We start from the raw sequence: 16,250 nt of genomic DNA, 5'->3' as shown, positions 1-16,250 counted from the left end.
AGATTGACAAATCGACGGCTGTCAATCTAGCCTGACAGGGTGGACGTAACAGAGCTCTCCGAACGGATCAGGTCGAACGACCCGGCCTTGGGCCTGCGGGCGGTGGGCGCGCTGCACCGGCTGGCCGAGCAGGTCGAGGCGGTGTCGGTGGCGCTGGCCAGGGAGCAGGGCTGGACCTGGGAGCAGATCGGCGACGCGCTCGGCATGTCACGGCAGTCGGTGCACGCCAAATACGGGAAGTGAGGGGTTCGCGATGTTCGGCTTTGAGAAGAGCCGGTTCGGCGTGATCGTCAAGGCCGCGTTCGACGAGGCCAGGCAGCGGGGCGACCGGCGGCTGGGCACCGAGCACCTGCTGCTCGGCGTCCTGCACGACGCGGACCTCGCCCGCGCTCTCGGCGTGGACGTGGCGGGCGCGCGGGCTGCGCTCGACGAGCTCGACCGGGCGGCGCTGCGGATGCTCGGCCTGGAGGTCGGGGACCTGCTGCCGCGGACGCCGCGCAAGCACCCGCAGGTGCCCGGCACCGCGCTGACGTCGAGCGCCCGCGCCACCATCAACCAGGCCATCAAGGCCACGACGATGAAGACCAGGGCGGTCGAGGCGCCCCGGCAGTTGGTGTTCGCCCTGCTGGCGCAGGGGCGGCCCGACCCGGTCGCGGGGCTGATCGACCACCTCGGCATCGACCGCGCGGCGGTACGCGGCCGCTGCGCATGATGCGGAGCGTATGACGAAATTTGGTTGAACGTCCGGCGGGGCCGCTGACAAGGTCGAAGAATGAGCCGTACGTACGACGACCTCGTCCAGGAGGCCGCCACGGTCTCCGTGGACGGCTGGGACTTCTCCTGGCTCGACGGCCGGGCCAGCGAGGAGCGGCCCTCCTGGGGGTACGCCAGGCTGCTCGGCGAGCGGATGGCCGGGGCCGAGGCCGCGCTCGACGTTCAGACCGGCGGGGGCGAGATCCTGGCCGGCGTGCCCACGCTGCCGGCGGTGACCGTGGCCACCGAGTCCTGGCCGCCCAACCTCAAGCTGGCCGCCTCGCGGCTGCGCCCGCGCGGGGCGTGGGTGGTGGCCGACGACGACGATCCGCGCCTGCCGTTCCGGGACGGCGTCTTCGACCTGGTCACCAGCCGCCATCCGGTGGAGACCTGGTGGGAGGAGATCGCCCGCGTGCTGCGCCCCGGCGGCGCCTACTTCTCGCAGCAGGTCGGGCCGTGGAGCGTCGCGGAGCTGACGCACTACTTCATGGGCCCCCACGACGGCTCCTCCCGCGACCCCGACCAGGCCAGGGCCGCGTCCGAGTCGGCCGGGCTCGAGGTCGTGGACCTGCGGTTCGAGCGGCTGCGGATGGAGTTCTGCGACGTGGGGGCGGTGATCTACTTCCTGCGGAAGGTCATCTGGATCGTGCCGGGCTTCTCGGTCGAGCGGTACGCGGACCGGCTGCGCGAGCTGCACGACCGGATCGAGGCGGAGGGTCCGTTCGTGGCGCATTCCTCCAGGTTCCTCATCGAGGCGAGGAAGCCCGGTGGCCCGGCTGCGTGACGTGGTGGTCGACTGTCGCCACCCGGCGTCGCTGGCCAGGTTCTGGGCGGCGGCGCTCGACGGTTACGCCGTGGCGCCGTACGACGAGGCCGAGTTGGCGCGGCTGCGCGGCGAGGGCATCGAGGACCCCGAGGACGACCCCACGGTGCTGGTCGAGGGCGGGCCGCCACGACTGTGGTTCCAGCACGTGCCCGAACGCAAGGTCGTCAAGAACCGGCTCCACCTCGACCTGAGCGCCGACGACCTCGACGCCGAGATCGACCGGCTGCGCGGGCTGGGCGCCACGCTGCTGGCCACGTACGACGACTGGGTGACGCTGGCCGACCCGGAGGGCAACGAGTTCTGCGTGTTTCCTCAGTAGATGAGCTCGTACGCGCTGGGTTTGACCCTTCTGGTGCGCGCCCAGTACTCGAAGGTGAAGCCCGGCCAGATCGTCCGGTTCACTCCGTGCTCGTCCAGATACCAGGAGTCGCAGCCGCCCGCGTTCCAGACGAGGGGGTCGAGCCGTTCGCGCAGGCGGCGGGCGAACGCCCGCTGCGCGCCCGGCTTGACGTCCACGGCCCTGGCCTGCGTCCTCGACAGCAGGCGCAGGCAGTCGATGATGTAGCGAACCTGCGACTCGATCATGAACACGACCGAGTTGTGCCCGAGGCCCGTGTTGGGGCCGAGCAGGAAGAACAGGTTCGGGAAGCCGGACGTGGCGATGCCGTAGTAGGTCTCGATGCCGTCCTGCCAGGCGTCCTGGAGCTTGCGGCCGCCCTTGCCGACGATGTGCTGCTCCTGCAGCGCGTCCACGACCTTGAAGCCGGTGCCGTAGACGATCGCGTCGACCTCGTGCTCGGCGCCGGAGGAGTCCACGATCGAGCGCGGCCTGATCTCGGTGACGCCGTCGGTCACCAGCTCGACGTTGTCCCTGGTGAGGGCGGGATAGTAGTCGCTGGAGATGAGGATGCGCTTGCAGCCGATCAGGTAGCCGGGGGTGAGCCTGCGGCGCAGGTCCGGGTCGGGGACCTGGGCTTCGAGATGCCTGAGGGCCAGCTTCTCGTGGGCCTTCATCAGGCGCGGGTCGACGGTGAAGCCGAGCGCCCGCGTCTCCAGGGCCCAGTAGATGGCGTTGCGCATGGTCCTGGCCAGGCCGGGCAGGCCGAGGATCCGGCGGGTGGCGGGGGTGATGGCGAAGTCCGGCTTGGGGTGGATCCATGGGGGAGTGCGCTGGAAGACCGTCAGGTGGCTCGCGGCAGGCGCGATCTGGGGGACGAACTGGATGGCGGAGGCGCCGGTGCCGATGACGGCCACGCGCTTGCCGGTCAGGTCGATCGAGTGGTCCCACTCGGCGGAGTGGAAGGCGGGGCCGGCGAAGGACTCACGCCCCGAAATTTCGGGAAATTTCGGTATATGCAGGGCGCCGATGGCCGACACGACCGCGTTCACCCGCAACGTCGCCCCGTCGTCCGTGGTGACCGACCAATCGCGCCGGCCGTCGTCGTACTCGAGCGCGACGACGCGCTTGCCGTACCGGATGTGCGGGGTCACGCCGTACTTGTCGGCGCACGAGCGCATGTAGTCCCAGATCTCCTCCTGCGGGGAGAACATGCGGGACCAGCCCGGGTTCAGCTCGTACGAGTAGGAGTACATGTGCGAGGGGACGTCGCACGCGCAGCCGGGGTAGGTGTTGTCCCGCCAGGTGCCGCCCAGGTCGGCGGCCTTCTCCAGGATGACGAAGTCGTGATACCCCGCCTCTTTGAGCTTGATGGCCATGCCGATCCCGGCGAACCCGGACCCGATGATCGCTAACCCTGGCATCTGACCTCCCGGGGTGGCGCTTATTGGACGCTCAATCCAATGTAATAACCCGCCTCACCGAGGTCCAGAGTGACCCCCCTCACCCCCTCCGCCCCTCACCCCGCTATCCGGCCCCGCCCCGGCCCCGCGCACTCCCGGCCCCCGCGCCCGCTCGGCTCCGCTCGCGTGCCCCACCGCTCGTGCGCCCGCTCTGACCCTTGCCGCTATCCCGCCCCCTGGGCGTCTCCAGCCTCACCGCCCTCAAGCGGCCGTTCGCTTGTTCGGTGGCCGTGGCGCGTTCCTGCGCGGGCGGGGCACGTGGCGTGGCAGCTCTTGCCTGTGGGGTGCCGCGCCTCGGCAGAGGTCCTTGGGAGGCATTCGCCTCGCGGGCCGGAGCGGCGTCGGCAGGGGAGGCAGGGTGGCCGAGGGCCCGCGCGTCGTTGGGCGGGCCGAAGGGATGATTGCGTGAACGGCGAGAAACCGCCACGGCCCCCGCGGCGGTTCGATCAGATCTGGGGTTACTTCAGCAGGAGGAAGGCGGCAACGCCGACGATCACGATCGCGACGACGACCGCGATGATCGGTACGACGGGGGACTTCTTGGGGGTGGCGGCGGCTTCCTGCTCGCGGCGCTGAGCGAAAGCCTTGAACTGCTGAGTGCTGCCCGAAGGGTCGATATGCTGGTCAGACATGGCCAGCAGCCTAGCGTGAGCGCCTGTGTCGTTTGCACTGTTTGTTGGTATCGGTAGGCATGGGCTGATTAGGGGACCACCCCACCCGGCGGATAGCTTTGAAACATGCTGCGGACCCTGTTCTCCCCCCGTCTCATGGGGTTGCACCTGCTCACGATCGGGGTCCTCGTCGCGTTCATCCTGCTCGGGCGCTGGCAGCTCGGCGTTTTCCAGGATTCGGGAAAGCCGCACGCCTCCACCGATCCCGGGCCCGTCGCGGTCGGCACGCTCGCCCAGGTGGGCCCGCAGCTGAGCGGTGAGCTCGTGGGCCGCAAGGTCACGGCGGAGGGGGTCTACGAGGCCGGCCGCCAGCTCCTGGTCGCCGACCGGCGGGCCGACGTCGACGCCCCCGGCGGCAACGTCTCGCGTGACCGCGGCTACTGGGTGCTCACGCCGCTCCGGCTCGACGACGGCACGCTGATGCCGGTGGTACGGGGCTGGACGGCCAAGGCGGACGACCCGGCGGTCTTCGCGGTGCCGCAGGGCAAGGTCACGGTGGCCGGGCGGCTGCGGCCGCAGCAGGGCACCGACAGCGTGCAGCGGCGCGCGGAGGGTCTGCCCGCCGGTCAGGTGCAGACGGTGTCCACGGGCGAGCTGGTCAACCTGTGGAGCGGTCAGCAGGTACGCGCCGGCTTCGTCGTCGCGCAGCCGCCGTCCGGCTCGCTGGCGCAGGTCGAGATCCAGCCGCCGGTGGTGGGTGGCACGCTGACCTGGCGTAACCTGGCATATGCCGCCAACTGGTGGATCTTCGCAGGATTCGCCGTATTCATGTGGTTCCACTTCGTACGCGATGCCGTACGAACCGATCGGGACCGTGCCAAGTCCCCTGAAATGGCTCTGGAAGGTTAATCGTGGAATCGGCTCTGAAGCCCTTCCGGGTGCTCGCGTACGTGGTCGGCTGCATGCTGCTCGTGCTCTGCGTGGCCATGGTGGTGCGTTACGGCTTCGGCGACCCGACGCTGTCGAAGGTCATCGCGCCCATCCACGGCGGGCTCTACATGCTCTACCTGGTCGCGGTCATGAACCTGGGCATGAAGGCGCGCTGGACGTGGCAGTACATGCTCGGCGTCATGGTCGGGGGCACGGTGCCGTTCCTGTCGTTCTACATCGAGCGCCGGGTGACCCAGCGCGTGCAGACGGAGCAGGCGGCGGCGACGGCGGAGGCCTGAGCGCGCGGCGGGGGCCGTGTCACGGCCCCCGCCGCGCGGAGTTCAGTGGCCGATGCCGCGCCTGCGGGCCCTCTTGAGCCGCTCGCGCTGCGAAGGGTCGAGCATCAGGTAACCGACCACGGGAGCGGCGATCACGCCGAGGACGACCAGCAGGGTGATCCATCCGGTCCCGAAGATGATCAGCGAGAGCAGAACCGCGGCGCCTGCGCCAATGGCGTACTTCTGGATTGGCGACATACTCAACTTCCTCCGAGCTGCTTCGGAACACGGAGCGCGTGCCCCGCCTCTCCTACATTCTGCGTCGCCTGTCCAACGAGTGAGCCCATCGCTTGGTTCCAATCGCGATGTATCTCAACGGGTGCGTCGTACCAACCGGAGGTCGCGGCGGAGTTCGTCCGGAGTGGGACGTTCCAACGGATTACCTGACAAAAGACGGAACAACACCTGAGCCAGCGCCCCCGCTCTGGTCAGCGGCGCGCCGGGCGAGGGCGGCACGCCCTCGACGGCGGTGAAGAGCGTGGCGCCCAGGGACCACAGGTCGGCGGCCAGGGTGGCGGAGGCCTCCGGGGCCGTGTAGGCCGGGAGCGTTCCCGACCTCAGCAGCGGGGTCAGGTGGGCCCGGCCCCGGTCGTCGATGAGGACGTTGCCGGGCTGGATCCCGCCGTGGAACGCCTCCCCGGCCTGGAGCTGCTCGATCAGCGCGAGCCCCATCGCGGCCACCACGGGGATCGGCAGCGGCCCGAACAGCCCGATGATCACGTCCAGCGGGCGGCTCACGGCCAGGAGCTCCAGGGTCTCGCGGATCACGTCCGTCGCCGGCGCCCCCGCCGGGTGGAGCATGGCTCTGATCAGCGTCCTGAGCGGGTCCGCGCCCTCCGCGGGCACCTGCCCCGGCGGGCGGCCCTCCACCGCGAAGTGCAGCGTGGCGGCCAGGGCCCACAGGTCCGCGGAGGGCAGCATGCTGAGGCTGGGGAAGCCGAAGCCGGTGAGCACCGCCCGGCCCGTCGGGGTGAGCAGGACGTTGCCGGGCTCAACGCGCCCGTGCACGATCCCCGCCTCGTGCGCCGTCGTCAGGGCGGACAGGACGCAGACGCCGACCCTGGCCGCCTGCGCGACCGGCAGCGGGCGGCGGGCGCGTACGGTCTGCTCCAGCGACGCCCCCGACACGAACTCCATGACCAGCCACGGCGTCTGGTCCTCGATCACCACGTCGAGCACCCGCACGATCGAGGCGTGCCGGAGCCCGGACGCCCGGCGGGCCTCCTCCAGGGCGGCGTCGCGCAGCTCGGCCGGGACCCGCAGCTCCCTGACCGTGACATCGCGGTGCTCCGACTCGTCGAAGGCCAGCCGGACAGAGCCCGCGGCCAGGGGATTCAGCAGCCGGTAGCGACCGGCCAGCTTCCGGGTCTCACCCATGTCGAGGTGCACGATAGCGCAAGGCTGTCACGTCGCGTCACTGGCCAGCCAGGCCTCATGCGCCTCGTACAGTCTGCGCCAGAGCTTCTCCTTCTCCGGCCCGCTCACGTCCGTGAGCGGGAGCAGGAAGATGTCCGCCAGCGCCGCGTAGTAGTCGCGGGCGTTGTCCAAGGTCACCGAGAGCGTCCGGCCGCCGATGCGCTTCAGCTGGAGCCCGCGCAGGCTGTCCACGCCGTACGCGTCCCGTCGCTGGACGGTCGCGATGCGCACGAACCCGGACGTCGGCGACGTCGTCAAATGCCGGTGCATATCGACGAACGCCGACATGTCCGTCGGGGCCGGGCCGAAGTCCATGCCCTCGAACGAGCCGCTCGGATCGTGCTCGAACCGCCAGCCGCCCGGCGCGACCTCCGACGGGCGCAGGACGTACGTGAACGGCCCCTGCTCGTACGTGCCCTCGACCAGCGGCAGCGGCTCGTGGAACCCGTCCCCGAGCCCGAGGTCGGTCAGCCACTCACCGCCCGGATTGTCCTGCGACGGCAGGCCGCGCACGGTGAGCACCAGGTGGTTGGCGGTGATGCCGGGTTCGTCGCCGCGGTTCTGGACCCCGCCGACGTGCCTGGTCACGTCGTACCCCAGCGACCTGATCAGCTCGGAGAACGCGCCGTTGAGGTGGTAGCAGTAGCCGCCGCGCCCTCCGATGATGCGCTCGGCGGACTCGACGGGATCGACGGTGGTGGGGCGATCGAGCCAGATCTCCAGCGCCTCGTACGGCACCTTCTCGAGGTGCGCGGCGTGGAGCGCCCGCAGGTTGTCTGCGCTGGTGGGGGCGTTGAGGAGGCTGGGCAGGCCGATGCGGCGGAGGTATCCGGCTGTGTTCACCAGCCAAGTCTGCACTGTATGTGCACAAATTTAGGAGTGTCGTCTGCACAGGCCGCTTCTAGGCTTTCGTACGTGGCAGAGCAGCGACGCATCCTCGTGGTCGAGGACGATCAGACGATCGCGCTGGCCGTACGGAACCGGCTGGCCGCCGAGGGCTTCGACGTCAGGGTGGCCGGCGACGGGCAGGATGCCCTGATCCAGTACGGCAAGGCGGAACCGGACCTGGTGATCCTCGACCGGCTGTTGCCGGGGCTCGACGGGCTGGAGGTGTGCCGCCGGATGCAGGCGGCCAGGCCGGTGCCGGTGCTCATGCTGACCGCGCTCGGCGAGGAGACCGACGTCCTGGTCGGGCTCGGCGTGGGGGCGGACGACTACCTGGCCAAGCCGTTCAGCATGCGCGAGCTCGTGGCCAGGATCCACGCGCTGCTGCGCAGGGTCGAGCGGGCGGCCCAGCTCGCGGCCGAGGACACGGTGATCAGGGTCGGCGAGGTCGAGATCGACACCGCGGCCCGCCGGGTGTTCGTCGGGGGCGCGGAGGCGCAGCTCACCAGGACGGAGTTCGACCTGCTGCGCCGGTTGGCGGAGCGCCCCGGGCAGGTGTTCGAGCGGGACCGGCTGCTGTCGGACGTGTGGGGCTTCTCGGAGGCGGCGGCGACCAGGACCGTGGACAGCCACGTCCGGGCGCTGCGCCGCAAGCTGGGCTCCGACGTGGTGCGCACGGTGCACGGCGTCGGCTACGCCCTGGTGCGGCGATGAGGCCGCTCGACTTCCTCGGCCGCATCAAGGTCAAGCTCGGCATCGTGATCGTGCTGGCCGTGGGGACCGCGTTCGTGGTGAACGAGGTCGGGCTCAACTCGGGCCTGTCCCGCGAGTTACGCATCGCGGTCGCCGTGGTCCTGGCGCTGATCATGGTGCAGCTGCTGGCCACGGGGATGACCAAGCCGCTGCGCCAGATGGCCAGCGCCGCACAGACGATCGCCAAGGGCCTGTACGGGCTGCGCGTGACCGCCACGTCGCGTGACGAGGTCGGGGAGCTGGCCAGGGCGTTCAACGCGATGGCCGCCGACCTCGGCGAGGTGGACCGGCAGCGGCGCGAGCTCATCGCGAACGTCAGCCACGAGCTCCGCACCCCCATCACTGGCCTGCGCGCGGTCCTGGAGAACGTCGTGGACGGCGTCTCCGCCCCCGACCCCGTCACCATGCGGACCGCGCTCGCCCAGACCGAACGCCTCGGCCGCCTCGTGGCCCAGCTCCTGGACCTGTCGCGGCTGGACTCCGGCGTACGCCTGATCGAGCCCGAGGCCGTCGAACTGGCGCCGCTGGTCGAGCAGGCGGTGCGCGAGGGGGCGCTGGCCCGCGACGACGTCGCGATCCGGGCGTCGGTCCCCGCCGACCTGGTGGTGCGCGCCGACCCCGACCTGCTCGCGCAGGTCCTGGCGAACCTCCTCGACAACGCGGTACGGCACAGCCCCTCGGACGGGGTGGTGACCGTGACCGTCGCGGCGAAGGGGGCCGGGGTGCTGCTGGCCGTCGCCGACCAGGGGCCGGGGATCCCGGTCGCGGCCAGGGGACGCGTGTTCGAGCGCTTCTCCCGGCTCGACGCCGGGCGGGCGGCCGACTCCGGGGGCGCCGGGCTGGGGCTGGCCATCGTGAAGGAGATCGTCGAGCTGCACGGGGGCTCCATTTGCATCGACGACTGTGCGGGATGCCGCATGGTGGTCGATTTACCAGGGAGGACGACGATGGCGGATGTGCCGCTGGAGGGCGGTGAGCGGGGCACGGGGACCGAGCAGTTGCCGGAGGCTCTGGACGCCGCTGCCCCGACGACGACGGGTCCCGAGACCCGCGATTGCGCCAAGGAGTTGGTGGTCACCGCCTCGGCTGGGGACGGCGCCGAGGTGGTGGGCCCGGCGGCTGACGCAGTCGAGGGCGGTGCGGCTTCGGGTGAAGGGTCCCGTGACGCCGCCGGAGTCGCGGCTCTCGTAGCCCTGGCCACGGTCGGTACGCCCGGCCGCCCCGCCGCCGAGAGCGAGACGGACGCCGTCGTCACGCCTGGGCCGGCGGCAGGGGTGGGAGGGCCCTCAGGGCTCGCAACCGGGGCGGGCGTGTCCGCGGGGGGCACTGGGCGTGGTGCCGGGGTGCCGGCGGGCAGCGCGTTCGTCAGGATGATCGGGGGTGCGGTCATCGGTGTGCTGGTCGGGTTCCTGACCGGCCTGTTCGCCGCCGTGCTCGTCAGTGTGACCGTCAGCGACGGGATGGCCCTCGTCACGCTCGTCATGTGCACCGCGCTCATGGGCGCGGTCGGCGCGGGGATGGGGGCCGGGTCCGGACGCCGGGCGGCCGTGGCGGCCTACCAGTCGGCGCAGGTCGCGGCGTACCAGTCGGCGGCCCAAGCGGCGGCGGGCCAGGGGAGCCCGCAGGTTGCGGCGCCGCACCGGAATCAGGGAGGGCCGCCGCCGCCCTACGTGCCGCCGCCCCTCTTCCCCAGGCCCGAGCTGCCCGACTCGCCCCGCTGGCTGCTGCCCGCGGGCGCCGGGGCCGGGGTGTTCGCGGCGGTGGCGTTGCCCGAGGCGCAGGTCGGGCTGGGGATCGTGCTGGTCGCCATGGTTCTGGGCGCGGCCGCGCTGCCTGCCGTGTTGCGGCGGATGACGCCGTGGACGGTGGCGTTCGGGCTGACGGCGTACTTCCTGATCTCGATGGCGGCGGTGCGCGACGCCGACTGGCTGGTCGCGATCCTGCTCGTGGCGGGGGCCGGTCTGGGCGCGCTGGCCGTGTCGGGAGCCGGGGCCGGGTGGCTCGGCGTGATCCGGGGCGGCGTGTCCGTGATGCTGGCGCTCGGCCCGGTGCCGTGGTTCCTGGCCCAGCCACTGAAGAAGCTGACCGCCAGGCGGCGCTTCATGCCGATGCTGGCCGCCCTGGGCATCACGGCGGTGCTGCTCCTGGTGTTCGGGCTGCTGTTCGCCTCGGCGGACGCGGTGTTCGCCTCCTTCCTGGAACGGCTGACGACCGCGCCGGACTGGGCGGATTCGGCGCCGGTGCGGATCTTCCTGTTCGGGCTGTTCGCCGTGCTGCTGGCCGCCGTGGTGCTGGTCGCGCTCAGGCCGGTGGTGGACCCCGTGGGGCCGGAGCCGAAGTTCACGGTGAGCAGGAGCGTCTGGATCGTGCCTCTCACGGCGGTGAACCTGCTGTTCGCCTCGTTCGTGGCGGTGCAGATCACGGCGCTGTTCGGCGGCAACACCTGGGTGCTGAAGACGGCCGGGCTCACCTATGCCGAGTACGCCAGGCAGGGGTTCTTCCAGCTCGTGGTGGTCAGCGTGTTCGTGCTGGGCATCGTGGCGGTCGCCAGCGGGATGCTCAAGGTCGAGCGGCGCGAACGCTGGCTGCTGGCCGTGCTGCTCGGCGTGCTGTGCGGGCTGACCATGGTGGTGCTGGCCTCCGCCCTGCACCGCATGAGCCTCTACACCGAGGCGTACGGCCTGTCCAGGTTGCGCCTGTCCGTGCAGGCCACGGTGTGGTGGCTGGGAACGCTGTTCGCGCTGGTGCTGCTGGCGGGGGCGGCTCGGCTCCTGGGCCGCGGCTCCGGCTGGCTGCCGCGTACGGTCGTGCTGGTCACCGGGCTGGGCCTGGGCGCGTTCGCCATCGTGAACCCCGATCTCCAGGTCGCCCACACGCAGGTCGAGGTGCGCGGCGTGACCAAGCTGGACTCCGACTACCTGGGCGACCTCGGCGCGGAGGCCGTACCGGCGCTGGACAAGCTGCCGGAGCCGCAGCGCAGCTGCGTGCTGGCCGACGTGGTCGCGGCCAACGGCCTGTCCCGCCCCGACCCCTGGAACGGCTGGAACCTCGACCGGGCCCGGGCTCGCGCCGTGCTGGCCGCCCGGCCGATCGTCAAGTCCGTGGAATGCCCTCCGGCGTATTCGCGCGGCTCTGATTGAATCTTGGTGTGAGGTTCGACGTAGTCATCAACGGCGGCCGGGTGCTCGACGGGACGGGCGCTCCGCCGTACCGGGCGGACGTCGCGGTCGCGGACGGCAAGATCGCGGCGATCGGGAGGCTGGGCGGCGCCGGGGCGGAGACCGTGATCGACGCGACGGGGCGCTTCGTCGCGCCCGGCTTCGTCGACTGTCACGCCCACGGCGACGCGGCCGTGTTCGACCCGGCGGTCCAGCGGGCGGCGCTGCGGCAGGGGGTGACCACGTTCGTGCTGGGGCAGGACGGCCTGTCCTTCGCCCCGGGCTCGGCCGCCACCGTCGCCTACGCCTCCCGCTACTTCGCCGCCGTCAACGGGCCGCTCGACGGCCCGCTCGCCGCCGATGGGCCGCTGACCGTCGGTGAGCTGCTCGGCGGCTACGACCGCGCCGTGGCGCTGAACACCGCGTACCTCCTCCCGCACGGCACCATCCGCTACGACGTCATGGGGCCCTCGCCCGAGCCGCCCTCCCGCGACCACCTGGCGGCCATGCTGCGGCACGTCGAGCGGGGCCTGTCGGAGGGGGCGGTGGGCCTGTCGACCGGCCTCGAATACCTCCCCGGCCGCTACGCCACCGCCGAGGAGCTGGCCGCCCTGTGCGCCCCGCTCGGCGGCCTCCCGTACGTCACCCACATGCGCGCGTACGGCCCTCAGGCCGGCGTGGGCATGACCGAGGTCATCGACATCGCCGAGCGCTCCGGCGCCGCCGTGCACGTCTCCCACCTGCACGGCCCCGCGGACGTGCTGCTGCCGCTGGTCGAGGAGGCGCTCGGCAAGGGCGTGGACCTCACCTTCGACACCTACCCCTACCTGCGCGGCAACACGATCCTGGCCATGGTCGTGCTGCCCGGCTCCGTGCCGGGCGCCGAGACCGACCGGGCGCTGGAGATGATCGCGTCCGACGAGCTGGACGGCTGGTGGCCGACGCTCGACGCCGTCTGGCCACGGCTGACCGTCTCGCACGCCCCGGGGATGGAGTGGGCCGAGGGCCTGACCATCGTGGCGGCGGCCGAACGGGACGGGTCGGCGCCCGCCGAGTTCTGCCGCCGTCTCCTGACGGAGACGCGGCTGGAGGCGGGTGTCGTGTCCGCCCGCCCCGACGAGGGCCCGGAAGGGGAGGAGTCGGTACGCAGGATGCTCCGGCACCCCTCGCACACCGGCGGCTCCGACGGCATCTATGTGGGCGGTCATCCGCATCCGCGGGGTTTCGGGGCGTTCGCCCGGTTTCTCGGCCGGCACGTGCGGGAGCTGGCCGACTGGACCTGGGAGCAGGCCGTGGTGCACCTGGCCTCCCACCCGGCCAGGCGCTTCGGGCTGACGGACCGGGGGCTGGTGCGGAGCGGGTTCGCCGCCGACGTGGTGGTGTTCGACCCGGCGGCGGTGGGCGACCGGGCGACCTACGAGGCGCCGCGCACGCTCGCGGCCGGGGTCGACGACGTGCTCGTGTCGGGGGTACGCGTACTGGCGGGGGGAGAGCTGACCGGCGCCACTCCGGGGCGTGCGCTCCGTCCATGATTGCAGCGAAGGTCTGAGATAGGGTCGGACGCGGACGAAAGGGGCATTGTGCTCGGGCAGCAGGTCTTCGCGGGTGGACTCGAACTCCCCCTCATGGTCGTGCACCGGGACGCGCTGGAGCACAACATCGAGACGATGGCGGCCTTCGTCCGCGATCACGGCATGGAGCTGGCGCCGCACGCCAAGACGCACATGTCCGCTGAGATCGCCGCGCTTCAGCTCGAAGCGGGCGCCTGGGGGCTCACCGTCGCGACGCCGCGCCAGGCGCGGGTGGTCCGCGGGTTCGGGGTGGGCCGGATCCTGGTGGCCAACCAGCTCGTGGACCCGGCGGGGCTCGACTGGGCCGCGGGCGAGCTGGAGCGGGATCCCGCGTTCGAGCTCCTGAGCTTCGTGGACTCCGAGGCCGGGGTGGACATTCTCGCCCGGCATGCCGCGTCCCGGCCGTTCCGGGTGCTGGTGGAGCTGGGGCACGAAGGCGGACGAGCCGGGTGCCGGTCCCTGGAGCAGCTGCTGAGCCTGGTGTCGTACGTGCAGGGGGTCCCAGGCGTCGAGCTGGCCGGGGTCGCCGGGTACGAGGGCGCGCTGAAGACCGCCGACGATGTCCGGAAATATCTTTACTTGCTGCAGGACGCCGTCGAGTACGTCCGCCTCAAGAACCCGATCCTGACCGTGGGCGGCAGCCAATGGTTCGACGTGATCGGCCGCGAGCTCGTCACCACCCAGGCCAGGATCCTGCTGCGCAGCGGCGCGTACGTCACCCACGACGACGGCTACTACCGCGAGCGCACCCCGTTCAACCGCATCGAAGGGGAGCTGCGCCCGGCGCTGGAGGTCTGGGCGCACGTGCTGTCCACGCCCGAGCCCGGGCTGGCGATCGTGGGCATGGGCAAGCGCGACGCGCCCTACGACGAGGGGCTGCCCATCCCGCGCCGCGACGGCGTCACGATCGTGAAGATGCAGGACCAGCAGACGGTCGTGCGCGCCGACGGGCTCAAGCCCGGTGACCTGCTGGCCTTCGGCATCTCCCATCCCTGCACCGCGTTCGACAAGTGGCGCGTGCTGCCCCTGGTGGACCAGGACTACCGTGTCGTTGGCCAGATAACCACCAATTTCTAGGGAGACACGGTGAAAAAGGAGCTCAGGACCACCGAAGGCGCCGCCCCGATCGGCGCCTACTCGCAGGGTCTCGTGGTGGGGGACTTCGTCTACACCTCCGGCATGGGCCCGCTCGACCCGCAGACCGGTGAGATCGTCGGCGACGACGTGGCCACCCAGACGCACCAGGTCATGCGCAACCTCGGCGCCATCCTGGCCGCCCACGGCCTCGGCTTCGACGACGTGATCAAGTCCACGGTCCACCTGCAGCACCTCGAGCGCGACTTCGCCGCCTACAACGAGGTTTACAAGTCCTATTTCAGCCAGCCGTTCCCCGTGCGCACCACCGTAGGATCCCAGCTGTTGGGCATCCTGGTGGAGATCGACTTCGTCGCTCACAAGAGCGCTTAAGGTCTGCTTGTGGACAGTTCGGTGTACGTCTTCGTCGAGGACCTGCGCGGCGAGGGCGTCGAGCGGGTGCTCGACAGGATCAGCGCGTACGGCGTGAGCGGCATCACCGTCGGCGCCGTCCACCACGCCTCCCGCGACGTCACCCCGCACGGACTGTCCCGGCTGACCATCCGCCACGACGGGGCGCACTTCCCCCCGCCGTCCGATCTGTTCGCCGGGCTCCGCCTGTCTCCCGTGCCCGGCTACCTGAACGCCCTCGACGGTCTTCGCGAGGCTTGTGCGAAGCGGTCCATGAAGCTCCACGGATGGACGGTCTTCCTGCGCAACGCCACGCTCGGCACGAAGCATCCGGACGTGACCGTACGCGACTGCTTCGGCGACCGCGGCTCGCTCACCGACCTGTGCCCCGCCCACCCCGACGTGCGCGAATACGCGGTCGCGCTGGCCCGGGCGGTGGCCAGGCTCGGGGTCGACAGCGTGGTGGCGGAGTCGCTGCACTTCAGGCCGCTCAAGCCGCAGCGCTCGTTCGTGCCGCTGGGGCCGATGGACGCGTACCTGTTCGCGCTCTGCTTCTGCGACTACTGCATGCGCCGCGCCACCGACCTGGGCGTGAACGCCGAGGTGGCGCGCGACGAGTGCGCCAGGATCGTGGGCGGCGTGTTCGACGGCGACCCGCCCGCGCAGGGGGAGGTGACCCGGGCCGCGCTCACCGCGTACGCGGGGCCCGACGTCGTGGCCTACGCGCGGGCCCGGTCCGAGACCGTCACCACACTGGTGTCCGAGGTGGCCTCGGCGGTGGCCGACGAGGGCTCCAAGCTGGTGTTCATCGACTCGACCGGCGCGGTCAAGGGCTACACGGACGGGCTGCCCACACCCGGGCTCGCGGCGCACGACGCCTGGCAGCTCGGGGTCGACCTGGTGGCGCTGGGTGACCTCGTCCCGGCCTTCGGGGTGCTGGCGTACGCGCGGGACGCGGCTCGGGTGGCCGACGACGTGGGCGCCTACCTGCGGTCGGTGGGCAAGGACCGGGAGGTGCGGGCGGTGCTGCGGCCCGGCTACCCGGACAGCGACTCGACGGACCGGCTGGTGGCCAAGGCCCGGGGCGCGAAGGCGGCGGGCGCGCTCGCCGTGGACTTCTACGCGTACGGGCTGGTGCCCCACCCCGTGCTGGACCGCATCCCGGCCGCGCTCTCAGAAGCGTTGTAGCCCGTCCAGGAGGGCCGAGACGGTCGCCGTGGGGAAGTCCTCGGCGACCGGCAGGCCCCGGAAGACCGCCCGCATCCACACGGCCCCGGCCAGCAGGTCGACGATCAGCATCGGGTCCACCGTCCCCTTCAGCTCGCCCCGCCGTACCGCACGCTCGAAGATCTCCCGCTCCCGCGCGAAGCGGTCGGCGAAGAAGCGGCGCGCGTCCAGCTCGGGATGGCGGACGGCGGCGGCCAGCGCGGCTACGGCGATGTCGCTGGACGGCGGCTCGGTGAGCAGCCGCCGCACCCCCTCGACCAGCGCGACCAGGTCACCGCGCAGGCTCCCCGTGTCCGGCGCCTCGAACCCCAGCACGTCGGCCTCCACCAGCGCCGCCCCCAGCAGCGCGGCCTTGGACGGCCACCAGCGGTAGATCGTCGTCTTGTTGACGCCCGAGTGCTCGGCGACCCCCTCGACGGTCAGCCCGTCGTAGCCCTTCTCCGCCACCAGCCGCAACGTCGCATCGAAGATCTCCTGCTGTTTCCTCGGCGCCATAG

18 protein-coding genes are annotated in these 16,250 nt (G+C 71.5%); 12 read left to right on the top strand and 6 right to left on the bottom strand.

The features are described from left to right. Nucleotides 1-39: 39 nt before the first annotated feature. From ACWDRB_RS14220 to ACWDRB_RS14205, 4 genes are read left to right on the top strand one after another with little or no spacing between them, the layout of a single operon-like run. Nucleotides 40-243, top strand: coding sequence for a helix-turn-helix domain-containing protein (locus tag ACWDRB_RS14220; protein WP_185071099.1), 204 nt, complete (start codon nucleotides 40-42; stop codon nucleotides 241-243). Between the two features lie 10 nt (nucleotides 244-253). Then, nucleotides 254-712 carry a Clp protease N-terminal domain-containing protein gene (locus tag ACWDRB_RS14215; RefSeq protein WP_350728511.1) on the top strand — a complete coding sequence of 153 codons (459 nt, stop codon included), beginning with the start codon at nucleotides 254-256 and terminating at the stop codon, nucleotides 710-712. Nucleotides 713-772: 60 nt separating this feature from the next. Further along, a complete protein-coding gene (locus ACWDRB_RS14210; protein ID WP_350728512.1) occupies nucleotides 773-1,537 on the top strand; it encodes a class I SAM-dependent methyltransferase in 765 nt (254 codons plus the stop codon). Continuing rightward, nucleotides 1,521-1,898 carry a VOC family protein gene (locus ACWDRB_RS14205; protein WP_350728513.1) on the top strand — a complete coding sequence of 126 codons (378 nt, stop codon included), beginning with the start codon at nucleotides 1,521-1,523 and terminating at the stop codon, nucleotides 1,896-1,898. Before ACWDRB_RS14210 ends, ACWDRB_RS14205 begins: the two co-directional genes overlap by 17 nt. On the opposite strand, the gene ACWDRB_RS14200 is transcribed toward ACWDRB_RS14205, so the two are convergent. Next, a complete protein-coding gene (locus ACWDRB_RS14200) occupies nucleotides 1,892-3,340 on the bottom strand; it encodes a flavin-containing monooxygenase (RefSeq protein ID WP_449893829.1) in 1,449 nt (482 codons plus the stop codon). The genes ACWDRB_RS14205 and ACWDRB_RS14200 overlap by 7 nt on opposite strands. Nucleotides 3,341-3,837: 497 nt before the next feature. Then, the gene (locus tag ACWDRB_RS14195) at nucleotides 3,838-4,011 is read right to left on the bottom strand and encodes a hypothetical protein (protein ID WP_192790321.1); all 174 of its coding nucleotides are present in this window, start codon (nucleotides 4,009-4,011) and stop codon (nucleotides 3,838-3,840) included. Nucleotides 4,012-4,116: 105 nt separating this feature from the next. On the opposite strand from ACWDRB_RS14195, the gene ACWDRB_RS14190 reads away from it, so the two are divergent. Continuing rightward, nucleotides 4,117-4,899, top strand: coding sequence for an SURF1 family protein (locus tag ACWDRB_RS14190; RefSeq protein ID WP_449893826.1), 783 nt, complete (start codon nucleotides 4,117-4,119; stop codon nucleotides 4,897-4,899). Between the two features lie 2 nt (nucleotides 4,900-4,901). Then, nucleotides 4,902-5,219: a DUF3817 domain-containing protein gene (locus tag ACWDRB_RS14185; protein WP_350728517.1), complete on the top strand. Its 318-nt coding sequence runs from the start codon at nucleotides 4,902-4,904 to the stop codon at nucleotides 5,217-5,219. A 42-nt stretch (nucleotides 5,220-5,261) separates the two neighbouring features. On the opposite strand, the gene ACWDRB_RS14180 is transcribed toward ACWDRB_RS14185, so the two are convergent. The 3 genes from ACWDRB_RS14180 to ACWDRB_RS14170 form a co-directional block, all read right to left on the bottom strand. Continuing rightward, complete coding sequence (locus ACWDRB_RS14180; RefSeq protein WP_397368185.1) at nucleotides 5,262-5,456, bottom strand: hypothetical protein; 195 nt, start codon at nucleotides 5,454-5,456, stop codon at nucleotides 5,262-5,264. Nucleotides 5,457-5,570: 114 nt separating this feature from the next. Then, complete coding sequence (locus ACWDRB_RS14175) at nucleotides 5,571-6,635, bottom strand: protein kinase domain-containing protein (RefSeq protein WP_449893822.1); 1,065 nt, start codon at nucleotides 6,633-6,635, stop codon at nucleotides 5,571-5,573. 27 nt (nucleotides 6,636-6,662) lie between these two features. Further along, nucleotides 6,663-7,517 (bottom strand): arylamine N-acetyltransferase family protein, encoded by an 855-nt coding sequence (locus ACWDRB_RS14170; RefSeq protein ID WP_449893820.1) that lies wholly within the window; start codon nucleotides 7,515-7,517, stop codon nucleotides 6,663-6,665. 72 nt (nucleotides 7,518-7,589) lie between these two features. Here ACWDRB_RS14170 and ACWDRB_RS14165 point away from each other — a divergent pair, with 72 nt between their 5' ends. From ACWDRB_RS14165 to ACWDRB_RS14140, 6 genes are read left to right on the top strand one after another with little or no spacing between them, the layout of a single operon-like run. After that, complete coding sequence (locus ACWDRB_RS14165; RefSeq protein WP_313044633.1) at nucleotides 7,590-8,273, top strand: response regulator transcription factor; 684 nt, start codon at nucleotides 7,590-7,592, stop codon at nucleotides 8,271-8,273. Then, the gene (locus tag ACWDRB_RS14160) at nucleotides 8,270-11,452 is read left to right on the top strand and encodes a DUF4153 domain-containing protein (RefSeq protein ID WP_449893817.1); all 3,183 of its coding nucleotides are present in this window, start codon (nucleotides 8,270-8,272) and stop codon (nucleotides 11,450-11,452) included. The genes ACWDRB_RS14165 and ACWDRB_RS14160 overlap by 4 nt, the downstream gene beginning before the upstream one ends. An 8-nt stretch (nucleotides 11,453-11,460) precedes the next feature. After that, on the top strand, nucleotides 11,461-13,002 hold the full coding sequence (locus tag ACWDRB_RS14155; RefSeq protein WP_363962579.1) for an N-acyl-D-amino-acid deacylase family protein: 1,542 nt from the start codon (nucleotides 11,461-11,463) through the stop codon (nucleotides 13,000-13,002). A 48-nt stretch (nucleotides 13,003-13,050) separates the two neighbouring features. After that, a complete protein-coding gene (locus ACWDRB_RS14150; protein ID WP_449893814.1) occupies nucleotides 13,051-14,118 on the top strand; it encodes an alanine racemase in 1,068 nt (355 codons plus the stop codon). Nucleotides 14,119-14,127: 9 nt separating this feature from the next. Beyond that, nucleotides 14,128-14,508 (top strand): RidA family protein, encoded by a 381-nt coding sequence (locus ACWDRB_RS14145; protein WP_185071114.1) that lies wholly within the window; start codon nucleotides 14,128-14,130, stop codon nucleotides 14,506-14,508. A gap of 9 nt (nucleotides 14,509-14,517) precedes the next feature. After that, nucleotides 14,518-15,714 (top strand): hypothetical protein, encoded by a 1,197-nt coding sequence (locus ACWDRB_RS14140; RefSeq protein ID WP_350728524.1) that lies wholly within the window; start codon nucleotides 14,518-14,520, stop codon nucleotides 15,712-15,714. Here the strand turns inward: ACWDRB_RS14140 and ACWDRB_RS14135 are convergent. Beyond that, on the bottom strand, nucleotides 15,700-16,248 hold the full coding sequence (locus ACWDRB_RS14135) for a TetR/AcrR family transcriptional regulator (RefSeq protein ID WP_449893812.1): 549 nt from the start codon (nucleotides 16,246-16,248) through the stop codon (nucleotides 15,700-15,702). The genes ACWDRB_RS14140 and ACWDRB_RS14135 overlap by 15 nt on opposite strands. Nucleotides 16,249-16,250: the final 2 nt, after the last annotated feature.

The organism is Nonomuraea sp. NPDC003707, from assembly GCF_053587055.1.
The sequence above is the reverse complement of the archived record's forward strand: the minus strand, read 5'-3'. Positions and strand labels throughout refer to the sequence as shown.